Here is a 21,016-nt window from a genome sequence, read left to right as displayed (position 1 = left end):
TATAAATTTTTCAATGAAATTTTGAAGCCTTATCTGCACTATTGAGCAGACACGTGACGAATCTTATACTTTACCTAAAAATTCGGGCGTTACTGATCAAATATCATTCTGCTAACCTGTTTGATCACTAACTCGATTAAAATCATGACTTAGCAGTCATACATTCTAAACTGCTAAAAGCAAAACTGACAAAAAGCGTCACACAATTAGGCTGCGTGACGCTCGCTTATGTTTATAGAATGCCTTATAGCATCAATCCCATAACATATAAATGGTAGTATTTTCCATCAATTAAGGTGGTATTCTTCAATTCGCCTTCAATTTCGAAGCCAAATTTCTGATACAATTCCACTGCTCCATGATTATCTGTTCGAGTGTCTAACTGAATTTTGGTTGTAACACCGTTTGCTCTGGACCAGTCTAACATTCGGCGAATCAATTCGCTGCCAATCCCTTGTCCCTGAAATTTTTCGGTAACGACAATACCTAGCTCACCGCAGTGTCTTGCCTTGATTTTATTACTGGAAGTAATTGTTCCGATACCAACGATCTGATCTGCTGCGATCGCTAGAATCATGACGGAATTCTGCTGCTGATCGACACTCAGAATTTTCGCTTTCTGCTCCTCCACGTTCAGCGGGTACTCATTTTCTGTAAAGCTCAAATAGGTTGTTTCACCACCGACACGATTATAAAAAGTGACAAGCTCCTCCGCATCCTCTACGACGGGATTTCGATAAATAATCTCCTCATTCAACTTCATTTTAGCTCTCTTTCCAAATCCGCATCTAAGAAAACGGATTCATGATTTATTAATTGAATTGTATGTCTGTTAAAAATACCTGTCAATCCTTCTATTATCAAGCTCTAAATCTTTACTATTTATGCGTCATCAATCAATTGCTTTGTATCAGAAGTCCGGTTAAGTTCATATTTCTTCGCTAATTCAACGCGCTTGTTCAAATTTTTCTTGTAGTCAATGGAAAAGATACAGGAATAGAGGACATCCAGAATAAAATCCATTGATCCAACCGACGAAAAAGCGCCGATTTTATGATTCAGCTTTTCACGTGTTGAACAAAACAAATTCAGTTTTGCGGATTTTGCGATGGTGTTCGAACCGATATTCGTCACACTAATCATGTTTACCTGCTTCTTATTTAAACGCGTCATGATCGTTTTCAAAAAAGCATCTTCACCGGAATAGCTTAAGACGATCACACAATCGTCTGTACTTACCTGCTCACTTTCGTATAGCTGTTCGCCATGAATCATTGACACGTTCACGTTCCTGCCGATGCGAATCATTTTGTATTTGAATTGTTCTGCCAACATTAATGACACGCTTGTTCCGATAACATGTATTGTCCTTGCATTGTTCAATAGATGGGCAGCTTCGTGTAATACTTTATAATCAAGTAAAGCGAGCGTGTCGCGTATTGTTTCAATCTCAAGTGCTCCGATTTTATTGGCGACAGACATAAAGCTGTCATTCGCCGAAAAGGGAATATTGGCATCCACTTCAGAAAAATGCGAATTTAAATACTCCGTCTCTGAAAATAAGCGCTCCTTAAGCTCATTCCAGCCAGAAAAACCAATTTTTTGTGCTAATCGTACCGCAGTGGCTGGCGAGGTAAAGGTATTTTTTGCGATCTCCGCAGTAGAAAGCTCTTTTACCTCTAAGCCCAGACTAAGAATAAAATCGGCAACGACTTTTTCAGAAGCGGTTAGATCAGGACAATTTTCTATCTTTTCGTTTACTAACATAATTCCTCCTCATGGAAAAGCAGTATCTTTATCCTCAGAGTAGCAGTATTTTTTGATAGCAGCAACACGAAAAACGCTGATCACATTATCTGACCAGCGCTGCTACCTATTCAACTTTCTCTGTTAACCACGCAAGCAATCGTTCTGCGACCTGTTGGTTTTGATTATCAATAGTAGATGTTCCATCGCCTTTTTGTGCGCCATAAGCACCAAAGCCCGCATGGTTTCCTCCAGCTATTTCTTGATAATCCGTACTTTTCGGCAAATCTTCTTTGGCTTTCTGATAAGTCTCGCGATTTAACACTTTATCATTCTCTCCAGTCAGGGATAGTATGGGGATCTCCGTACCAGCCAAGCTTCCCTTCTCATCTGGATAACTAGCTAGGAAAAACATCCCTGCCAATTTATCAGGATGCTCCTTCGCGAAACGGCTGGCCATGACTCCACCTAATGAATGACCGCCAAGCACATAGTCACGATCAGGATGTTCGGAAAGCACCTTCTCTCCACGATTCGGTGCCAAAACAGCCAAATCCAAGGGCATCTTCAGAATATACACGGGGTAACCTGCTTTAGCCACAGTTTGAGCCCATAGACTATAGCTTTCCGGATCAACTAGCGCTCCTGGATAAAAAATGATCATTGGTTTGGTCTTGTCATTAGAAGGAAAGTAAAGCCAATCTCTGCTGCTTTCCCCCTTTTCTGCTGTCTGTTGTGCCCTCTCTGTTGGAGCATAAGTTTGTGTTTTTAGGTAGGCTACTCCCCCGACCATCACGACAACGATTCCGATCAGAACAGTCAGAAGAATCTTTTTCCATTTCTTCACTGTTATCTCCTCTTTCTATCGTTGCCATCATATCATTTTCACGAGTTCAGCAGCAATCTTTAGGATTTCTCATGGCTAATCTAAGACTAATCGCTAGGCCGATACCGTTCCATATTTTTTTTTTGCTAAATTTCATTTCGATTGTGTTGTCTAATACTTCATCATGAGCTTAAAACCAGATATTTCTCTAATGCTTCCTATGTTTCGGTATAGGACATTTCCCGCTAATTCTAGTTTGTCACATTTGATTAACGTCTCGTCCTTCAGCGTGGTGATTCAAATGACCCGACCAACCCGATACTGTTCGTAGTCAATTGGTTCTCTTCGAAAGGTTCTTCTTTTCACCCACACACCCTCCTGAATGCTAAACAGCTGATAAATGAAAACACAGATTTTTATACTATCTTTTCCCCGCATTTGTTGCAGTATATCTTCACTTGTTTTTGAAACTGTTCTTCAGAGAGGATTGGTGTCTCATTTGACATCACAAGGTAGTTCGTCTCGCCCACGATCATATCAGCCACACTCTTGTTACTGCAGGAAGGACATTTTAGCTTTCTAAGTTTGAATTGTCTCAGGTAGGACCAGGCCGTATTTTGTTCATTAACAGCTCTGCGACAGCGATCGATCATTAACAGCTCGCGATCATCAAGTTCTCTTGCTACTAAAGTTTTTACACTTGGAATATTGGAACATAACGCAAATTCCTTGATTGCCTCTTGGGCAGCCTGTTTATCCGAATATAGTTTTATACTTGCGACTAGGTGAGCGAAGATCGGAATTTCATTCTTTTGACACGTTTCTGATAGTACCCTTGTTGTATTCAGAAATTTTGAACCCTCAATAACACTGATTCCTGTAACATACCCAAAATCTTCATTGCTAGAATAAATCGCATATAGTTTTTTATAGTACATCTTTATTCACTCCTTCATGATGAAATAATCTGACTGGCTCAATTTGAAAATCGATATGGTGAAATTATGAAATATCGTTTGCCAGATAGTGGTTTCAGCTATGTAATAGTTAACGATTTCATTTAGCTAAGCTTTTTCATTCGAAAATTTTAAAGGAAACGATGTATTCATAAATCAATTGTTGAAAAAATAATAGCACGTCATTGAATTCGGGAGGTTGCCTATCTTTTTTCTTTTAATTACCAATTTGAATAATTCTTTTTTTTATTTTTATTCATATTATTTTGTTTTATCATTATGAACGAAAGAAAGGCTCTGACACTTTCACTCGAAATGATTAAATAGATGGCAGAGATTGCTGCACAAAAAAACGCTGATCCCTTTACAGATCAACGTTTCAAATTCTTCGTTCTTGTTTGATTGATAGGTCGTTTTAGTATAAACAAATGGAAAAAACTCACGCTGAAATTCTCTTTAGCGCCATCTAAAAAACTATGCACTCAAGGTTATTCTATAGCACTTTAGCTCGCCCTTCTCTACAATCTTCAATTTTAGCGTATCTGATCCCTCATTTGCTAAAAGCTTAGGCATTAAATAGTTGCCAATGATATCCTGCTCTGAGGTTCCTTCTTCAAAAAATTCTACATTATTTGAAGCTGCACCTGTTTCCTCCAAACTTGAATGAAAAGAATAGCTGATCACTGTGTCATTTTCGTTTTGACCATATTTCAGCATTTCAGAATTATCTACCAGCTCCAGTCCAAAAATCCCTAGAGTGTCCTCCAAGCTGCACTCTCCCCATTCAGCCTGATTATTGCTGAAAATTTGCTGAATATCTACGATTTCGTTGGACGTTAAAGACTCCACTATCACTTCGAAATTGTCTGCATCCATGTTTTGTCTGAACTTGTATAAAATGTCTCCAGCTTTATTTAGGACATTGAATTTGAGTGTCATTTCGCCCTTCAACGTGGTAATCAAAATGACACGACCAACCCGATACTCACCATAATGCAACAGTTCTTTCTGAGCCCATATTCCCACGTGATCAACCTCCTATTGTTGCTCTTTAGTTAAGTATAAGTGATGGCGAGCTCTGAGCCTAGATGATTGGGCAATAACAAAAATTGTTTTTTTTGGAATAATTTAAAAAAAATGATAATTTAATTTGTTAAGCGCTTTTCAAACTTATTGAAAGAGCGAAATAAGGCGGTTGATTCAGCTATTTCGTAAAAATCGGTCTCATATAAATCAATGCTTTCTTTATATCATTGGGCGATTAAAATATCTTTTAGTGTATTCTTCAATTCCCTCAAAAAAAATTCTCCCATCTCAGTTTGTTTACGCATTTTATTCGTAATCACCACTAATGAATGAACATCAGCAGCTTTTAGCGGTCGCAAGACGATTTGATTTTTTGTCAATCCCTTGATGATACCTAACCCAGATGCGTAGGCATCCGAGGCAGCTAGAAGATTCATCAAGGTCCCGCGATCGCTAGTATAATAAGTCGACTGTTCTTTGGAAGTATCCAACGGGTCCTCATCTAAATGAGCGGCGCCGCTATCCTCTTGGACAAAACGAACCTGCGGATAGCAAGCAAGGTCGTCCTTCGTTACCACTTGTTTGGCGGCCAGAGGATGATGCCTGCCTAAGTATATGTGCGTGGAGAAGTTTCCCAACACTTCGAAATTGAGACTTTCTTGGCTAAAATATCGCTCTAGCAGTCTTTTGTTCTGGGGATTCAGGTAAAGAATCCCCAGTTCGCTTTCGAAATCGCGAATACTCTCAAGAATCGTTTTTGTTGTTGTTTCAATAAGAGAAAAGTTCTGACAAACAGATTGAAATTCTTCCGTCACTGCCATAAACGGTTCATAAAGGAAGTCATAATGCTGAGAGATCACAGAAAAACTTCTCTTTGTTCCTAGTAAAAAATGCTTCTCCATGTCTTCTACCTGAGCTAATATCCGTTTGGCGTAGATCAAAAAGTCACTCCCGGCTTCTGTTAAGCAGACACCGGATTTTGAGCGATGAAAAAGCTGAACATTCAGTTCGCTCTCCACCTCTTTGATTGAACTGGAAAGGCTAGGCTGCGTAACAAATAATTCTTTAGCCGCCTGGCTGAAGCTCCCCACTTTCGCGATCGTTTGAACATAACGATATTGCTGTAAATTCATGAGCTGCCTCCCTTCATCTAATCATCAAAGACATTGAAGGCCTGAGTCAGATCCGTCAGCAGATCTTGACTATCTTCGATCCCGATCGAAAGGCGTAGCAGGTTGTCAGTCAAACCGTAGGACTCTCGCAGCTCCTGCGGGATATCCGCATGTGTTTGAGTTGTCGGATAAGTGATCAAGGTCTCTACTCCGCCTAAGCTTTCCGCAAAAGTAATTAGCTGTAATTGAGTTAAAAAATGTGTGATTTTACTTGCGTCAGTGACCAAAAAGCTGATCATTCCACCAATCCCGGGATAAAGCACCTTTTCTACTTGAGGAAATTGTCCCAAAGCTTCAGCGATTTCCTGTGCATTGCGTTCTTGCTGTTCAAAACGAACCTTTAATGTTTTCAAGCTGCGAATAAACAACCAGCTGTCAAAGCTTGATAGCGTTGGTCCGGTCGTATTGCTAAGCCAAGCTAATTTCTCACCTATGTCAGAATCCTTTGCCACCACGACCCCTGCCAAAATATCATTATGTCCGCTTAAAAACTTCGTGCCTGAATGAACGACGATGTCTGCCCCTGCCTTTAAAGGCTGCTGTCTTAATGGCGTTGAGAAGGTATTGTCCACGATCAATAGCGACTGCTTTTGTTGAGCTAGTTTCGCGGTATCGGCAATCGAGACCTCTTGCATCAAAGGGTTCGTTGGTGTTTCTAAAAAGACAGCGTCGATCTTTTCGGTCAGTTGGCTTTTAAGGCTGTCGAAATCGTCAAAATAATGAAAGACTGCAGCACTTTGTCGTTCTAATTCTTGAAAATATCGATAACTTCCGCCATATAGATCACGGGAAACTAAGAACTCGCTTTTAGCTGGGAAGTAGTTGAAAACTAACTGGATCGCGCTCATGCCAGAGCTAGTTACAATCCCATGACTGCCTCCTTCTAACTTCGCCAATGCTTCTTCTAAAATCGTTCGAGTAGGATTTTTTGTCCGTGTATAGTCATAGCCCGTACTATGTCCCAGCTCTGGGTGGGAAAAAGTCGTCGATAAGTAGATTGGTGCCGAGACCGCTCCTGTCTGCTTATCACTATGATTCCCAATCTGCGCCAATTCTGTTGCTGTATGATAGTTCATTCTCCATTTCCTCCCTTAAGCTTGCGATCAACCTCAATTAAATTTGTTATTGCTTTTTGGATATTCTCCGATTTTGTTGCCAAATTGATACGGATAAATCCTTTTGTTTCAGATGAAAACCATTCCCCGTAATCAATTGCCAATTTAGCCTGATTTTGGACGGTATTCTTTACATCAGCTTCCGTTGACAGCCAGTCTCTTAAGTCCAACCAAGCCAAGTAGGTTCCTTGAAGCTCGCTAAGCTTGATTTCTGGTATAGCATTCAAGAGCTGTCGTTGTAATAGCTGATAGTTTTCTTCTACGATGGCTAACAAATCACGCAGCCAATCATCCCCTGTTTCGTAAGCAGCGATCGCCGCCACTTGTCCCAAAACGCTTATACCTGTATGGTGGTGAAGACTTTCCCATTTCTGATACTGTTTGCGCAAATTTTCGCCTGGCAACCAGATGTGGGCATTCAAAAGTGATGCTAAATTGAACGTTTTTGATGGTGCGTTGCAGACAATCAGCTGATCTAAAAAATCTGCCTCTTTAGCCACTGTCACTGCCGAAACAAAGGATTTTCCTGTTAAGATCAAATCAGAATGGATTTCGTCGGAAATGACCAGTACCCCATATTTTTGACACAAGCTAAGGATCGTTTTAAGTTCCTCTTTACTCCAAACACGTCCGACTGGATTGTGAGGAGAACACAGAATGAACAGCTTGATGTCATTTTCGATCAGCTGTCGTTCAAAATGAACCAGGTCCATTTGATAGCCAGACGGTGTTTCAACTAAATTTGAAGTCACAAGCTGACGCTTCTGGTCTCTGATCATATCGAAGAAAGGATAATACACAGGTGGTTGAACAATGATTTGATCTCCTTCCTCCGTAAAACAAGTGATCAAATCATAGAGGCCTTGAACAACGACCGAGGTAAAGTGCAGCCACTCTGGTTGGAAGCTAGTCTGTTCATGTCTTTTTTGCCATCCGTCATAAGCAGAGAAATAGTTCTCTGGGACTAATGAATAGCCAAAAATCCCATGCTCAATCCGTTCCTTAAGTGCCTCTTGAACGGAGGATGGAGCAGAAAAATCCATGTCTGCTACCCATAAAGGCAGCAAATTTTCGTTTCCGTAGCGTTCCTTTAGTGCGTCCCATTTCAAGGAATCCGTTTGTTTTCTTTCTCGGTAATAGGTTTGAATAAAATCTGCTGTTTCCATTCGTTCACTCCTTTTTTGTAAAAAAAAACGCCCCTTTGTCATAATTAGACAAAGGGACGGCTTATACCGTGTTACCACCCAAATTCGTATTATAAAAATACCTCGACAGTTCCATGCGAAACTCGGCGAGATAACGATCGCAACCGTCTAACGAGCGTTAACCCGTGAGAACACTCAGAGCTCATCTTCATTGAGTTTGCTTGCTCCTCTTTCTCACCAGCCGAGGTCTCTTTATGCAGCAGTGTCAATTACTCTTCTCTTCAACGTTTGATTTATTCTGTTCGATAAACAATTCGCGCTAAACTGCTTTTATTTGGCCACTTAGCACGTTCTTAGTATTTTGATAAATATGCTTTGCCACTTCAGCATTGTTCATCGTATACAGATGAATTCCTGCAACATCTTGTGTCGCTAAATCAATGATCTGATCTACAGCATAAGCCAATCCAGCCTCTCTCAGGGCTACTGGATCGTGTTCATACTTTTCCAAAATGGCTAAAAATTTCCGTGGAAGCTTCGTGTTCGTTGTCTTGATTAAGCGCAAGGCCTGTTTGCGATTCACGATCGGCATAATTCCTGCCAAAATAGGAACCTTGATATCAGCTAAATCGCAGGATTCTTGAAATTGATAGAACAATTCATTGTCAAAAAACAACTGTGTAATCAACTGATCACATCCTACAGAAACCTTTTGTCTTAAGCTTTTAATATCCTCAATCCGATTTAGAGATTCTGGATGAGCTTCAGGATAGCAAGCGCCACTAACATGAAAAGCTGGTGCTTGCTTCTTTACGAAGTCAATCAAATCACTCGCATAAGTGAAATCCTTTTTAGGCGGCAGCTCAGGACTAATGTCGCCTCGCAGGGCTAAAATCTGATGGATGCCAATTTGATCCAATTGTTCTACTAGTCGTTGGACTTGCTTTTGATCCAGATATGCTGCGGGCAGGTGGGCGATTGTCGGCACCTGTAATTCATTATGGATATAATCTGCCACTTTTAGGGTTGTTTCTTCAATCGTTTTCCGATTATTACTACAGGTCACACTGATAAAATCAGGCTGCAATTCCCGCAGATCCTCCAATGTCGCAAACAATTTTTCTGTCCCGACTTGAGTATTTGGTGGGAAAACTTCAAATGATAAGGTGCTGGACATAACACTCACTTCCTTTCAGCTGTTTTCAAGAATTTTATATTCCTTTTTAAATCATCGCGTCTCTTAGCGATTCTCCTGTTCAATCTGTGATACAGTACACAATATCATTCTTTTTCAAGATTGAATAACTGATAAAAATAATAACCAGTTATAGCCAATAACTATAACGTCAGCTATAATTTATAGAAAAGAGGTGAGACGATGCGTCTGCAGCAATTAATTTATTTTGAGAAAATCATTGAAAAAGGCTCCATCAACGAAGCAGCTAAAGCTTTGTTCCTGACTCAACCCAGTCTCTCCAATGCTCTAAAGGAACTGGAGAATGAAATGAATGTTCGACTGCTCGTCCGCAACAAACAAGGGATCATTCCCACTGCAGAAGGTCGTGAATTTCTGATCTATGTCCGCCAAATATTGGATCAGGTTAATTTGCTGGAGGAAAAATTTAAAAATGAACCTCTACGTAGGCAAAATTTTTCAGTTTCTGCCCAACACTATGCTTTTGTAGTCCATGCCTTTGTGGAATTGCTGCGGACCGTCGATGCAGATGAATACAACTTTACTTTGCGTGAGACTGAAACGGAAAATATTTTTGATGACCTTGCTAGCTTCAAAAGCGAATTAGGCGTTTTATATCTGAACTCTTTTAATCGTCAGGTCATGACAAAACTATTTAAAGAGAAGGGATTAGAGTTTACCCCGCTATTCAATGCCAAACCTCATGTCTTTGTCAGTCGGACCAATCCGTTAGTCGCTAAGCAGACAATCCAACTGAGTGATCTTGAGGAGTATCCTTATTTATCCTACGAGCAAGGGGATAACAACTCGTTCTATTTTTCCGAAGAAATTCTCAGCACTTGGGATCGGAAAAAAAACATTAAGGTCAGTGATCGCGCCACGATTTTTAATCTAATGGTTGGTCTGAATGGCTACACAATCAGTTCTGGAATCATCAGTAGTGAGCTAAATGATGATAAGATCGTCGCCATTCCTTTAGAGTACGATGATGTGATCACCTTAGGCTGGATCAAGCAGCAGCAGCTGGAGTTAAGTCATTTGGGGCACACTTACCTAGAACTATTAAAAGAACATATTCGCGGCTATGGATTTGAAATTATTCAATAAAAATAGTCAAGAACTTCTCTGTTAATGAGAAGTTCTTGACTATTTTTATACTATTTCAGACCAACCAACAATAACTGAACCGATTCTTACTTACGATCACTATTAATGATGAGCTCACTTGCCCTCACCCATAAATAAACAACGACCACTGCAGAATCAGCGTGATCCCGGCACCAAACAACCAGCCGCCTACTACGTCTGACAAGTAATGAATCCCTAAGTACACGCGAGAAAAGCCAATCATTCCAGCAATTATTACACAAAGGACCACCAATAAGGGCAGCCATTGCGGATAAACCGCTCCGCCACCAAGTGCGATACTACAATAAAGCGCGCTAGAGCACGTCGCGTGGAAACTAGGAAAACTGGCATCCACCTCTTCAACTAAGCGCTCCCCCACCGGACGAGGTCGCTTGACAATCCGTTTGATCAGATAAGCCAAACCCCAGCCAATAGCTAGGGATAGACCAGCTGGTTTCAAGATTGCTGAACGAAATGGTGGAACAAGAGCCAACGCACCAATAACAATAATCACCCCTGTTGCTCGGCCAAGCTTAGTAAAAAACAGCATGATTCGATTGGCAAAGGGCCGGCGCCAGGCTATGACTTTGAGGGTTATCTCTTCATCGAACTGTTGTAAATTTAAGAATAAAAGGCTGATCAGCAACACTAAGAATAATAGCAAACAACTAATTCCCACAATTAGCATGTCCTCTCCCCCTTCCAGATAGTAAAGTAACTGCCAATTAGGAACTCCGTATATCTCTTATATTCAGTATAACCCAATTTATTTTCTGTGTGTTAAAGAGACAGAAGGATTCCTTCTGGAAAAAAAGTATGATTTCCTTAAACGCTTCTTCCCCTCCCTCGTTTGTTCTCCCCGAACGTATCTCCCCTCATATAAACAAGATTTATCGTTACCCAACGTTTTGACTATACTTTCCTTCTCCTTTTATACTTCGTGAGCAATCAAAATTTAGGAGGATTTATTTATGCTTACAGGTTTAAATTTATTAAACAACCCCTTTTTAAATAAAGGAACTGCTTTTACCAAAGAAGAACGGGCAAAATACGGTATTACAGGAATGCTTCCAAGCACCGTTCAAACCTTAGAACAACAAGCTGTTCAAGCCTACGGACAATATTTAAGCAAACCATCTGATTTGGAAAAACGTATTTTCTTAATGAACGTTTTTAATACAAACCGGACATTATTCTACAAATTAATGGGTCAACATCTAGTTGAGTTCATGCCAATCGTTTATGATCCAGTTGTTGCGGATTCAATCGAACAATACAACGAAATCTTTGTAGAACCACAAGATGCAGCTTTCTTATCTATCGATGATCCAGAAAGTATTAAAGACAGCTTGAAAAACGCTGCTGACGGCCGCGACATTCGTTTGATCGTTGTGACTGACGCAGAAGGAATCTTAGGTATGGGTGACTGGGGTGTCAACGGTGTCGACATCGCCATCGGTAAATTAATGGTTTACACAGCTGCAGCTGGAATTAACCCTGCACAAGTATTACCTGTCTCTATCGATGCTGGTACAAATAACGAAGAATTATTAAACAACCCGCTTTACTTAGGGAACCGTCATGCACGTGTAACTGGCGACACTTATTATGACTTCATCGACAAATTCGTTGAATCAGCAACAGAGCTTTTCCCTGAATTGCTATTGCACTGGGAAGACTTCGGACGTGGCAATGCCGCAAATATCTTAGAAAAATATCAAGATAAGATCACTACCTTTAATGATGATATCCAAGGAACTGGGATCGTTGTACTTGCCGGTGTATTAGGCGGATTGAACATTTCTGGTGAAGACTTGAAAGATCAAACGATTTTAACATTTGGTGCGGGTACTGCCGGTGTTGGTATTGCCAACATTCTATTAAAGGAAATGGTTCGTCAAGGAACTCCTGAAGAAGAAGCGCGTAAACACTTCTACCAAGTTGACAAACAAGGTCTATTATTTGAAGACACAGAAGGCTTAACTCCTGGACAAATTCCGTTTGCTAGAAAACGTGCAGAATTTACAAACAGTGAAGAATTAACAAACCTAGAAGCCGTAGTGAAAGAAATTCACCCTACAATCATGATCGGGACTTCTACTCAACCAGGTGCTTTCAGCGAAACAATCATTAAAGAAATGGCTGCACACACTGAACGTCCAATCATTATGCCTTTATCAAACCCAACAAAATTAGCGGAAGCAACTGCTGAAGACCTAATTAACTGGACTGATGGTAAAGCCTTGATTGGAACGGGTATCCCTGCTGCCGATGTGGAATACAAAGGCGTGACTTATCAAATTGGTCAAGCTAATAATGCGCTAATGTACCCAGGGCTCGGTTTAGGCTTAATTGCTTCAACTTCGACTCGCGTAAATGATGAAATCATTTCTCAAGCTAGCCGTGCTTTAGGCGGAATTGTTGATGTCACAAAACCAGGTGCATCTATCTTGCCTCCAGTCGCTAAATTGACGGAATTCTCTCAAATCATCGCTGAAACAGTCGTGAAATCAGTGGTTGACCAACAATTGAACCGTGAAGAAATCTCAGATGTGAAAGCAGCTGTTGAAGCGGCTAAATGGGTTCCTGAATACAACGATTAATCCCAATCATCCCTTCCCCCTTGATATGATTTGGGTTTATATATAGAAACATCTCTCTGAAATGAGGGAGTAGATGCTGCTCTACTCCCCATTTTTATGGATTCAACAATGTTTTATTAAAGAAAGGATCTTTTAAAAATGGCACAAAAAGAATCAACAACTGCGATGCCAGTTGAAGAAAAAAAGACCAGCTTCTGGTCCACAAAAATTACTGGCGTCAGCCTTCCAATCTATTTGATCATGGTGGTCGTTCTGATTGTGGCAATGGCTTTAGGCAAATTGCCAACGAATATGATCGGACCAATCGCTATTCTAGTAATCTTTGGGAACTTATTCCATTTTATCGGCAATAAAATTCCAATCGTTAAAAGCTATCTTGGTGGTGGATCAGTGTTTGCAATCTTCGCTTCTGCGGCAATCGCCACGTTTGGTATCTTACCTCCTGAGGTTGTAAAATCAACACAAAACTTCGTTAGCAACATGGGTTTCTTAGACTTTTATATTGCGGCTTTGATCACTGGTAGTATCCTGGGAATGAACCGTAAATTATTGATGAAGGCTTCTGTTCGCTTTATTCCTGTAGCACTTATTTCAATGGTTGTTTCTTTCTTCGCAGTTGGACTTGTTGGTATGCTGATCGGTAACGGTTTTGCAAACTCTGTTCTATACATCTCATTACCTGCGATGGCTGGTGGTGTTGGTGCCGGAGCAGTTCCACTATCAACGATTTACGCACATGTTCTGGGTACAGACGCATCATCGATCATTTCACGTTTGATCCCTGCGACAGCCATGACGAATGTTTTAGCAATTATCGGCGCCGCTTTAGTTGCTCGTGCCGGTCAATCATTGCCTAAACTAAACGGCAATGGCAAATTGATGGAAAAAGGCGATCTTGGCGATGGCAAACCTCGCGAAGTAAAACCTGATATCGCCCAATTAGGCGTTGGTTTGATGGTTGCCTTGACCTTCTTTATTTTAGGTCAAATCTGTAACTTCTTTGTTCCAAAGATCCATGCCTATGCTTTTATGATTATCATCGTTGTTATTTGCAAAATTACCAATATTTTACCTGAATACTATGAAGATGCTGCGATCATGTTCAACAACTTGATTGTTAAAAACTTAACTGCTGCAGTTCTTGCCGGTATTGGTATTGCGCTATTGAACTTGAACGTTCTAGCTTCAGCATTAACATGGCAATTCGTTGTTCTGTGTTTGACAAGTGTCGTAGTCATTTCTCTTGTTTCTGGATTTGTCGGTCGTCTATTTGGTTTATATCCAATCGAATCAACGATTACTGCTGGTCTATGTAACAACTCAATGGGCGGCACTGGGAATGTAGCCGTGTTATCTGCCGCAAACCGCATGGAATTGATTGCCTTTGCTCAAATGGGCAACCGTTTAGGTGGTGCGATCGTACTGATTATTTCAGGATTCTTAATGCAACTATTCTCATAAGCTTTTATCTTGTAAAAAATTATTGATAAAAACTTTATAAATATAAACCGATCGAACATTCTACTTTTTATTAGGAAAGTGAATGTTCGATCGGTTTTTTATTATTGATAGCTAGATAGCGGAATCCGTTCCTAACATTTTTTTGCTAGATTTATCATACTGTCTTAAAAAGAAAAAGGAAAACAGCAAGGTCGCCCCTTCAGTTACTGGCAAGCTCACCCATGCTCCCGTCAGGCCAAAAATTCCAGCTAAAACGATGACTAAAGGAATTAAGAAGATATATCCACGAAATAACGCCAGCGCAAAGGCCTGCTTTGCCCGCCCAATAGCCGAAAAGAAGATACTAAAAACGACGTTAAAGGAAGATCCGAACAATGATAGAAAGAATATCGGAATGCCGGCAGCAGCCAATTGAATCAGTATTGGATCATTCTCACGATTGAAGGCAGAGATGATTGGATACTTTAAGAAAAACAGAAGCAGATATAAGCCGACCGCCATTAGGAAACTAGTTCTCAAACCAAAGTTCAATACTTTTTTGACTGTAGGCGTATCTCCTTTGTTTACTGCACGACTGATCAATGGCTGGATTCCCTGCGCGACACCGGTAAATAGGGAAAGTGCTACTACTAAAATATTCGCTAAAACACCATATGCCGCGATGGCGATATCCCCTCCTAAGCCGATTAACACTTGATTGAAGACCAAGATGCTAACACCAGTGCTCATTTCAGCAAGAAAAGATGAAAGACCTAACTGGACACTTTTAGTAATTGTTCTCAGTTCAGGTATTGCCCAAGTCAATGAAAGTTGGCGTTTCGAAAACTTGCGATGGGTACTCAAAATCATCAGGCTCAGTATTGGCGACAAAACAGTTGCCAATGCAGCACCGGCCATTCCTAGATTCATCGGGAAGACGAAAATATAGTCAAACACGATGTTAAAAAGACTTGAACAAATCATCGCCTTCATCGCCAATTGCGGATTTTGATCGTTGCGAATGAACGCTAAACATAGGTTGTTCGAGATAAAAAATGGTGCCATTACTAGAATAAAGCGCATATACATGACAGTCAATTCAACCGTTGCCCCGCTCGCACCCAACAGCAGTGCCAAATCATGACTAAAAAAAACACCAATAATTGTGAAGAAAAGCCCGATAGCGGCACCGACAATTAGCAGCTGTGAGAAATAGTCGCCCCTTCTCCCCTTGAGGGTAAAAAGAGTGGCGCCCCCCATCCCCAGCAATAATCCTAGTCCTGTCAATAAATTAAACAGTGGAAGTGCGATATTCAAGGCCGCTAAGCCCAGCACCCCTACACCATTTGCGATGAAAAAGGTGTCCGCTAAAATATACAGTGATAATCCCAATGTGCTTAAAACGCTACGTGTTACATACCCTTTGATCTCGTTCATCTGAATTCCCTCCACAAAAAAATAGCATCCTACCCTCCGATGGCCTAAGGGGTAGACTGCTACTCAAAACAAAACCCGGCGATTTTGCTAAAAGTTCTTCATAATTTCCTTACATTCTAGCAACAAACAAATGAAAAGGCAACCACGATTTTTTTAAATATTTAGATACATGATTCTTTCACCGTTTTCGGGATCATATTTCTGGCTATCGAGGAACCCAAATCGCTGATAATAGGGGATGATTTTTTCATTCTCATCATGCACGCTTAAATAGATCCGTTCGACCGCGTATTCTTGCTTCATAAACTCAATCAACAAGGGAATAAATAAGGTACCTAACCCTTCTCCCTGAAAGTTGGTATCAATCATCAAACGATCTAGCCACATTGTACTCCCGTTTTTGGCGCCAATCATAGAGAATCCGACTAATTGGTCTTTATGATACAGCGCTAAGGGACGCCATCGAAGAGAGACATCGTATGCAGCCTCCAATAACGATTGAGCGTTGCTTTCGATGAATCCTTTTTGATTGGGTGAAACACAAAGTGAACGAACTTCACGCCAATTGGTTTCGTCTACATCTTTAATGAATAGGCTCATGAAGACACTATCCTTTCTTTTTAATATTACTCGTTGTAAATACCGTATCAAAAACAGAAAAAATCAGCAATCGATATCCTCGATTGCTGAGAAAGCAGAATGAGCTGTTCTAGTTTTGCATTTAATGAATGGTCTAAATAAATCACCATCTTCCACGTTTTAACCGCGCTTTGTTCACATAGCGTTTCGCATTTGGAGGAATTCGTTCCGGTGAGTTATCTGTATCAACCTCCCAGGGATAAAGCCCAGCCTGATTTTTTTGATACGTACTCAAATCATTATCTCCTTCTGAGTGGGTCTTACGATCTTTTTTCTTACTGATTCGCATTAGCAAGTAGGTTAAACCAATTAGGAGTAACGCGATAAACCTGATTGTTCCAACCATCTCTCTTCCTCCTTTATCACTTGCAGCCGATAATTGATCAGTCCTGACAGAAAATGCTCCGCATCATCAATGCGCATTCGAAAACGATCATGACGAGCAAAAAAGCCAAAGGAAACAATTTCTGGTTTTTTAAAAAATTGAGCAAACTCTGGGAACATGACTCCAGTAGTGAGTTCATGGAGAACTCTCTTTTTCATGACTGCGTTTATTCGATTTTTAACTGTTTCAAATTCTTCCTCTTGATTAAAAATTTTAGCTTTCAAACCACTGACTTCGAGCTTATCAATCATTTTAGAAGCTGCTACCAACAGCTCTAGCATTGTCGGATATGCAGTATCTCGTTTTTCAATAAAGCGGATGTTCCCCAATGCGTTATCAAGTCCGAATCGGTAATAGGCTTCTTTTTTTTTATATCTTAGAAATTCGTTCACCGCATAGCTTAGCCAATGATCATGATATTTTTGATAATCGTTTGCTATAAACTGTGCCATCAGATCTTCACAAATTTTCATGATTTTTTCCTCTTTAAAAACGCCATAAGCACGCAGCAAAGCAAACAATATTTCGCCATCGTAATATTCGATCCGAAATTTTTCTTTGATTGTTAGTGATTCATCTAAAACATGAATGGTTCGATTGTCCTTCGTTATGAACTTCTCTTTTACCACCAGTATTAGTTTTTGTAAAATCGCATTGAATTGAGGATCTCCAGTCACCTCAATATATTTCGCGATTGCGAGTATTGCGGTGGCTTGCGCCCCTAATTTGTACTCAGCACCATTTTTTAAGGGTTCCTCCACAACTGTGTAACCTTCCTTATTGACAATCAGATTTTGAACTCCCCAAAGAACACTCTGTTTTAAAGATGAATACATTCCCCTATCTTTTAAATATGCCGCCGCTTCTGCCAACGCGTAGATTGAAGAAAAATGCCGAACAGAATTATAGCCCTTAATGCTCTGGTCATAACATGGAAAATAGCCATAAATGAATTGACCAGAATCTGTTAACTGACGATTTAAATAAGCAGCTCCCTTTTCGATCACAAGATCGGTCGTTCTATCTACATTCGAGTAAGTAATTTCTCTGACTCGATTGCCATTTCCGTAATCAATAATCGGAAAAACCTGTTGCTGCTCAAAATAAAAGGCTTTGGTTTTGAATAAAAATATCTTTGATTGTTTCAGCAGATTAACGTTAGCATTCTTCTTTCCATATTTTCGTTTAATATATCCCCGATAATTTTGTTCATCGATCGAAAGATTTGGAAGATTTCTTCCTACTTTATGCTCTTTGCTAGGTCTCAAAATTGCATTTCCGGCCAATTCTTCCATCAAAAAGCTATAGGATTGCTTTCCTTCGATGCGAAAATTGAAATCCCCATAATTATTTCTTTTTACAGAACGAATGAGGTTTTGTAGTTGTTCAAAACTGATTTGTCTTTCCTCCGTGAGAATATCGATTCTGAAATAACAAGCGGAAGTGAGTTGATTCTTTTTGACATAGGACAAAAAGTTGTGCCACACACTCTGATAGGTTTTACCATAAAGCTCAGTTACAGTCCCACGCTCAGCGAAATTTCCAGTACTGACGATCATCATCGGATGTTGAGATTGCTTTGCTTCAAGTATATCAAGCTGTATTTTCACCATTTGAAATTGACTTTCCATTGTTTGAACAGACATCTACTCACCTCACAAACGATTGATGAAGAAAAATCGTTCTTCATCAATCGTTTCTTTATATTTTTACTTATTCTTCTTTCTTCGTTCGTTTTAACTTCCAAATACCAAGTCCTGAAATGAAGACAGCTAGAGCTCCTAAAGCTGTTAACGAACCGGTCTTCTCGTCACCAGTCGCTGGATACTGCTTCGCACTTCCCGTGTAACCTGCTCCAGAGCTGCTTCCTCCAGAAGATCCTCTGCTGGAAATATAACCATTACCAGAACCCCCTGGAGGTGTAGTAGAATTACCTGCAATTAATGGGACAGGGCGATCTTGATCCGCGTCGGCATCCGCGTCGGCATCAGCGTCAGCATCGGCATCAGCATCGGCATCAGCGTCGGTATCCGCGTCAGCATCAGCATCGGCATCAGCATCAGCATCAGCATCGGCGTCAGCATCGGCGTCAGCGTCGGCATCCGCGTCGGCATCCGCGTCAGCATCGGCGTCGGCGTCGGCATCGGCATCGGCATCGGCATCTGCATCAGCGTCGGCATCGGCATCAGCATCGGCGTCAGCATCGGCGTCGGCGTCGGCATCTGCATCCGCGTCGGCATCAGCATCTGCGTCGGCATCCGCGTCAGCATCCGCGTCGGCATCAGCATCCGCGTCGGCATCCGCGTCGGCGTCAGCATCCGCATCAGCGTCGGCATCGGCATCAGCATCAGCATCGGCGTCAGCATCGGCGTCGGCATCAGCATCCGCATCAGCATCCGCATCGGCATCGGCGTCAGCATCGGCGTCAGCATCCGCATCCGCATCTGCATCGGCGTCAGCATCGGCGTCAGCATCCGCATCCGCATCTGCATCGGCGTCAGCATCAGTTTCATCATCATCTGGAATGATCGCTGGTGTCGGTAAGCTTGGAACATCATTTTGATCATAGGCGATCAATGTAATCTCGTCTAAGGCATCCACATCGTCCGCTGATACAGGAATGGTAAATTTACCAGTATCATCCGTCATGCCTTCCGCAATCATGACACTGTCCTTATAAATTCGAACCGTCGTATTTGGATCCGCAAAACCGGTCACTTCATAGCCCGTTGATGAACTACCTGTGACAGCGACATCATAAGGTGCTGTTACTGCCGCCACTTTATAAAAAACTGGCGTATAGCCGTCGTTATCAGTTGCGATATCAATGGATAAAAGGTCTGGCGATTTTACAATATTCGCGATGAACCCAGCTTCGTAAGGAGTTGACATATCAACTCCTTGATTAATCAAATCAATATACGTGGGATCCATGATTGTTGTAGGCAAAGTTACAGTTGTTTGACCTAGAACACTGGCATCAACTAAATCGCCAACGAGTGCTGTGCTAACATTTACAAGATCTTGTGCTGTTGCGAATGTCGCATTGAAGATCGGTTTCAACGTCAAATTAAGTGTTTGATTTACAAGTGTGGAGCCTGTGCCAGTTATTGTTAACGCTTGAACGGCATTGTTTAAATCCGTTAAGATAGTGTTCAGATTTTCTCGGATAATTGTTTCTATAACGCCATCCAGATCAGCGTAAATGTATTGATCCCCTTGCGCTTGTATTTGAAGTGCGACATCTGCCGCGGTTAAACTACTCAGACTTTTTAATTGATTCAACTGAGCATAGACATCAGACAAATTGATTTCTAAATCAAGCAAGGGATTCGAGTTAATGAGAGTGTCAATGGAATCTATCAGTGTTGTTGTTGCACCATCTACAATTGAGATCAACGGATCGAGCCCATTTTCAGGTAGAATAATATTAGTTGAAAAAGAACCAACACCATTAGGAGTGACACGCCCTCTCAACGGCTCTGGGATAGCGAGAACGGCTCGACGATTGCCTGGAAGGACGCTTAAATCAATACCACTGTCAGCCGTGATGGTAAAACTGACATTCCGACTGGCATTTTCGATTGTAAATGGAGCCGAAGGTGTGGTTCCACTTGAGTTAGAAGCAGTTAAGTCACTAAATAATTGCCCATCAATTAAGGCTGCCTGTGCGGTCGTTGATTGAACAGTAAAAAACGGTGTGGTAATAGAAACAGGAGTCAGCCCTAATAAGAGACCTGTCGCAACAGTTGTACCTACATACACGTATTTCTTGGATCTGCGTTTTGCTCTCGCTTTTTGATCCATTAATTTTTTGTAATCCTTTTTCACCTGTATCCCCCCAAAAATAATTTATTGAAACTATTTTTTGTTGGCGCCAACTAAAATATTTTATTAACTTAAGTTTAAGTGGAATTTAACAATAAAATAAGAAACAGACAACTGAGTTGATTCTTCAAAATAACTATACTTTTATAGCAAAAAAATATTTTAGGTTGTCCTGAAAATATTTGTCTGATGTGTTGCGTTATCAAATAACGAGTGTTTGTTTCTGCACAAATTAGATAATTTATTATAATCGGCTATTTTCTTAAGAAGTATTCCTCAGCAAATTAAATTTCAATGAGTTATTTTATGCTATTACTAACTCACAATACGCGTCTTTTTCCACTTTGTTCGAAAACGATTTCTTATATTTCCATC

The 21,016-nt window shown here is 40.8% G+C and carries 18 protein-coding genes; 3 read left to right on the top strand and 15 right to left on the bottom strand.

The window, feature by feature from the left end; all coding sequences use genetic code 11:
* Window positions 1-244: 244 nt before the first annotated feature.
* The 9 genes from E6139_RS02475 to metF form a co-directional block, all read right to left on the bottom strand.
* Entirely contained in the window at window positions 245-763 is a 519-nt protein-coding gene (locus E6139_RS02475) for a GNAT family protein (protein ID WP_316401463.1), read from the bottom strand.
* Between the two features lie 119 nt (window positions 764-882).
* Complete coding sequence (locus E6139_RS02470; RefSeq protein WP_316401462.1) at window positions 883-1,767, bottom strand: MurR/RpiR family transcriptional regulator; 885 nt, start codon at window positions 1,765-1,767, stop codon at window positions 883-885.
* A 106-nt stretch (window positions 1,768-1,873) separates the two neighbouring features.
* Entirely contained in the window at window positions 1,874-2,593 is a 720-nt protein-coding gene (locus E6139_RS02465) for an alpha/beta family hydrolase (RefSeq protein WP_316401461.1), read from the bottom strand.
* A gap of 395 nt (window positions 2,594-2,988) precedes the next feature.
* Window positions 2,989-3,510, bottom strand: coding sequence for a hypothetical protein (locus E6139_RS02460; protein ID WP_316401460.1), 522 nt, complete (start codon window positions 3,508-3,510; stop codon window positions 2,989-2,991).
* 492 nt (window positions 3,511-4,002) lie between these two features.
* Entirely contained in the window at window positions 4,003-4,554 is a 552-nt protein-coding gene (locus E6139_RS02455; protein ID WP_316401459.1) for a hypothetical protein, read from the bottom strand.
* A 224-nt stretch (window positions 4,555-4,778) separates the two neighbouring features.
* Window positions 4,779-5,687: a LysR family transcriptional regulator gene (locus tag E6139_RS02450; RefSeq protein WP_316401458.1), complete on the bottom strand. Its 909-nt coding sequence runs from the start codon at window positions 5,685-5,687 to the stop codon at window positions 4,779-4,781.
* Window positions 5,688-5,704: 17 nt separating this feature from the next.
* Window positions 5,705-6,802, bottom strand: coding sequence for a PLP-dependent transferase (locus E6139_RS02445; protein WP_316401457.1), 1,098 nt, complete (start codon window positions 6,800-6,802; stop codon window positions 5,705-5,707).
* Window positions 6,799-8,007: a MalY/PatB family protein gene (locus E6139_RS02440; protein WP_316401456.1), complete on the bottom strand. Its 1,209-nt coding sequence runs from the start codon at window positions 8,005-8,007 to the stop codon at window positions 6,799-6,801. Before E6139_RS02440 ends, E6139_RS02445 begins: the two co-directional genes overlap by 4 nt.
* A 298-nt stretch (window positions 8,008-8,305) precedes the next feature.
* The gene (gene metF / locus E6139_RS02435; protein WP_316401455.1) at window positions 8,306-9,163 is read right to left on the bottom strand and encodes a methylenetetrahydrofolate reductase [NAD(P)H]; all 858 of its coding nucleotides are present in this window, start codon (window positions 9,161-9,163) and stop codon (window positions 8,306-8,308) included.
* 201 nt (window positions 9,164-9,364) lie between these two features.
* Here metF and E6139_RS02430 point away from each other — a divergent pair, with 201 nt between their 5' ends.
* A complete protein-coding gene (locus E6139_RS02430) occupies window positions 9,365-10,288 on the top strand; it encodes a LysR family transcriptional regulator (protein ID WP_316401454.1) in 924 nt (307 codons plus the stop codon).
* A gap of 124 nt (window positions 10,289-10,412) precedes the next feature.
* On the opposite strand, the gene E6139_RS02425 is transcribed toward E6139_RS02430, so the two are convergent.
* The gene (locus E6139_RS02425; protein WP_316401453.1) at window positions 10,413-10,997 is read right to left on the bottom strand and encodes a phosphatase PAP2 family protein; all 585 of its coding nucleotides are present in this window, start codon (window positions 10,995-10,997) and stop codon (window positions 10,413-10,415) included.
* 283 nt (window positions 10,998-11,280) lie between these two features.
* Between E6139_RS02425 and E6139_RS02420 the strand changes: the two genes are divergently transcribed.
* Both E6139_RS02420 and E6139_RS02415 read left to right on the top strand, forming a co-directional pair.
* Window positions 11,281-12,912: a malolactic enzyme gene (locus E6139_RS02420; protein WP_316401452.1), complete on the top strand. Its 1,632-nt coding sequence runs from the start codon at window positions 11,281-11,283 to the stop codon at window positions 12,910-12,912.
* A 138-nt stretch (window positions 12,913-13,050) separates the two neighbouring features.
* The gene (locus tag E6139_RS02415) at window positions 13,051-14,373 is read left to right on the top strand and encodes a 2-hydroxycarboxylate transporter family protein (RefSeq protein WP_316401451.1); all 1,323 of its coding nucleotides are present in this window, start codon (window positions 13,051-13,053) and stop codon (window positions 14,371-14,373) included.
* 111 nt (window positions 14,374-14,484) lie between these two features.
* On the opposite strand, the gene E6139_RS02410 is transcribed toward E6139_RS02415, so the two are convergent.
* The 5 genes from E6139_RS02410 to E6139_RS02390 all read right to left on the bottom strand — a co-directional run bounded on the left by E6139_RS02410 (window position 14,485) and on the right by E6139_RS02390 (window position 20,644).
* Window positions 14,485-15,789, bottom strand: coding sequence for an MATE family efflux transporter (locus tag E6139_RS02410; protein WP_316401450.1), 1,305 nt, complete (start codon window positions 15,787-15,789; stop codon window positions 14,485-14,487).
* A gap of 153 nt (window positions 15,790-15,942) precedes the next feature.
* Entirely contained in the window at window positions 15,943-16,389 is a 447-nt protein-coding gene (locus tag E6139_RS02405; protein ID WP_316401449.1) for a GNAT family N-acetyltransferase, read from the bottom strand.
* A 142-nt stretch (window positions 16,390-16,531) separates the two neighbouring features.
* Window positions 16,532-16,774, bottom strand: coding sequence for a hypothetical protein (locus E6139_RS02400; protein WP_316401448.1), 243 nt, complete (start codon window positions 16,772-16,774; stop codon window positions 16,532-16,534).
* The gene (locus E6139_RS02395; protein WP_316401447.1) at window positions 16,738-18,459 is read right to left on the bottom strand and encodes a hypothetical protein; all 1,722 of its coding nucleotides are present in this window, start codon (window positions 18,457-18,459) and stop codon (window positions 16,738-16,740) included. Before E6139_RS02395 ends, E6139_RS02400 begins: the two co-directional genes overlap by 37 nt.
* A gap of 67 nt (window positions 18,460-18,526) precedes the next feature.
* Window positions 18,527-20,644 carry an LPXTG cell wall anchor domain-containing protein gene (locus E6139_RS02390; RefSeq protein WP_316401446.1) on the bottom strand — a complete coding sequence of 706 codons (2,118 nt, stop codon included), beginning with the start codon at window positions 20,642-20,644 and terminating at the stop codon, window positions 18,527-18,529.
* Window positions 20,645-21,016: the final 372 nt, after the last annotated feature.

The sequence above is a fragment of the Enterococcus sp. genome (assembly GCF_032555305.1).
Taxonomy (GTDB): domain Bacteria; phylum Bacillota; class Bacilli; order Lactobacillales; family Enterococcaceae; genus Enterococcus_A.
This window is presented reverse-complemented; position numbering and strand designations above follow the sequence as displayed.

What these genes read in the sequence shown, in the direction of transcription:
- E6139_RS02475 (WP_316401463.1), bottom strand. Translation starts at nt 763, where the DNA reads ATGAAGTTGAATGAGGAGATTATTTATCGAAATCCCGTCGTAGAGGAT.
- E6139_RS02470 (WP_316401462.1), bottom strand. Translation starts at nt 1,767, where the DNA reads ATGTTAGTAAACGAAAAGATAGAAAATTGTCCTGATCTAACCGCTTCT.
- E6139_RS02460 (WP_316401460.1), bottom strand. Translation starts at nt 3,510, where the DNA reads ATGTACTATAAAAAACTATATGCGATTTATTCTAGCAATGAAGATTTT.
- E6139_RS02450 (WP_316401458.1), bottom strand. Translation starts at nt 5,687, where the DNA reads ATGAATTTACAGCAATATCGTTATGTTCAAACGATCGCGAAAGTGGGG.
- E6139_RS02445 (WP_316401457.1), bottom strand. Translation starts at nt 6,802, where the DNA reads ATGAACTATCATACAGCAACAGAATTGGCGCAGATTGGGAATCATAGT.
- E6139_RS02440 (WP_316401456.1), bottom strand. Translation starts at nt 8,007, where the DNA reads ATGGAAACAGCAGATTTTATTCAAACCTATTACCGAGAAAGAAAACAA.
- metF (WP_316401455.1), bottom strand. Translation starts at nt 9,163, where the DNA reads ATGTCCAGCACCTTATCATTTGAAGTTTTCCCACCAAATACTCAAGTC.
- E6139_RS02430 (WP_316401454.1), top strand. Translation starts at nt 9,365, where the DNA reads ATGCGTCTGCAGCAATTAATTTATTTTGAGAAAATCATTGAAAAAGGC.
- E6139_RS02425 (WP_316401453.1), bottom strand. Translation starts at nt 10,997, where the DNA reads ATGCTAATTGTGGGAATTAGTTGTTTGCTATTATTCTTAGTGTTGCTG.
- E6139_RS02420 (WP_316401452.1), top strand. Translation starts at nt 11,281, where the DNA reads ATGCTTACAGGTTTAAATTTATTAAACAACCCCTTTTTAAATAAAGGA.
- E6139_RS02415 (WP_316401451.1), top strand. Translation starts at nt 13,051, where the DNA reads ATGGCACAAAAAGAATCAACAACTGCGATGCCAGTTGAAGAAAAAAAG.
- E6139_RS02410 (WP_316401450.1), bottom strand. Translation starts at nt 15,789, where the DNA reads ATGAACGAGATCAAAGGGTATGTAACACGTAGCGTTTTAAGCACATTG.
- E6139_RS02405 (WP_316401449.1), bottom strand. Translation starts at nt 16,389, where the DNA reads ATGAGCCTATTCATTAAAGATGTAGACGAAACCAATTGGCGTGAAGTT.
- E6139_RS02400 (WP_316401448.1), bottom strand. Translation starts at nt 16,774, where the DNA reads ATGGTTGGAACAATCAGGTTTATCGCGTTACTCCTAATTGGTTTAACC.
- E6139_RS02395 (WP_316401447.1), bottom strand. Translation starts at nt 18,459, where the DNA reads ATGTCTGTTCAAACAATGGAAAGTCAATTTCAAATGGTGAAAATACAG.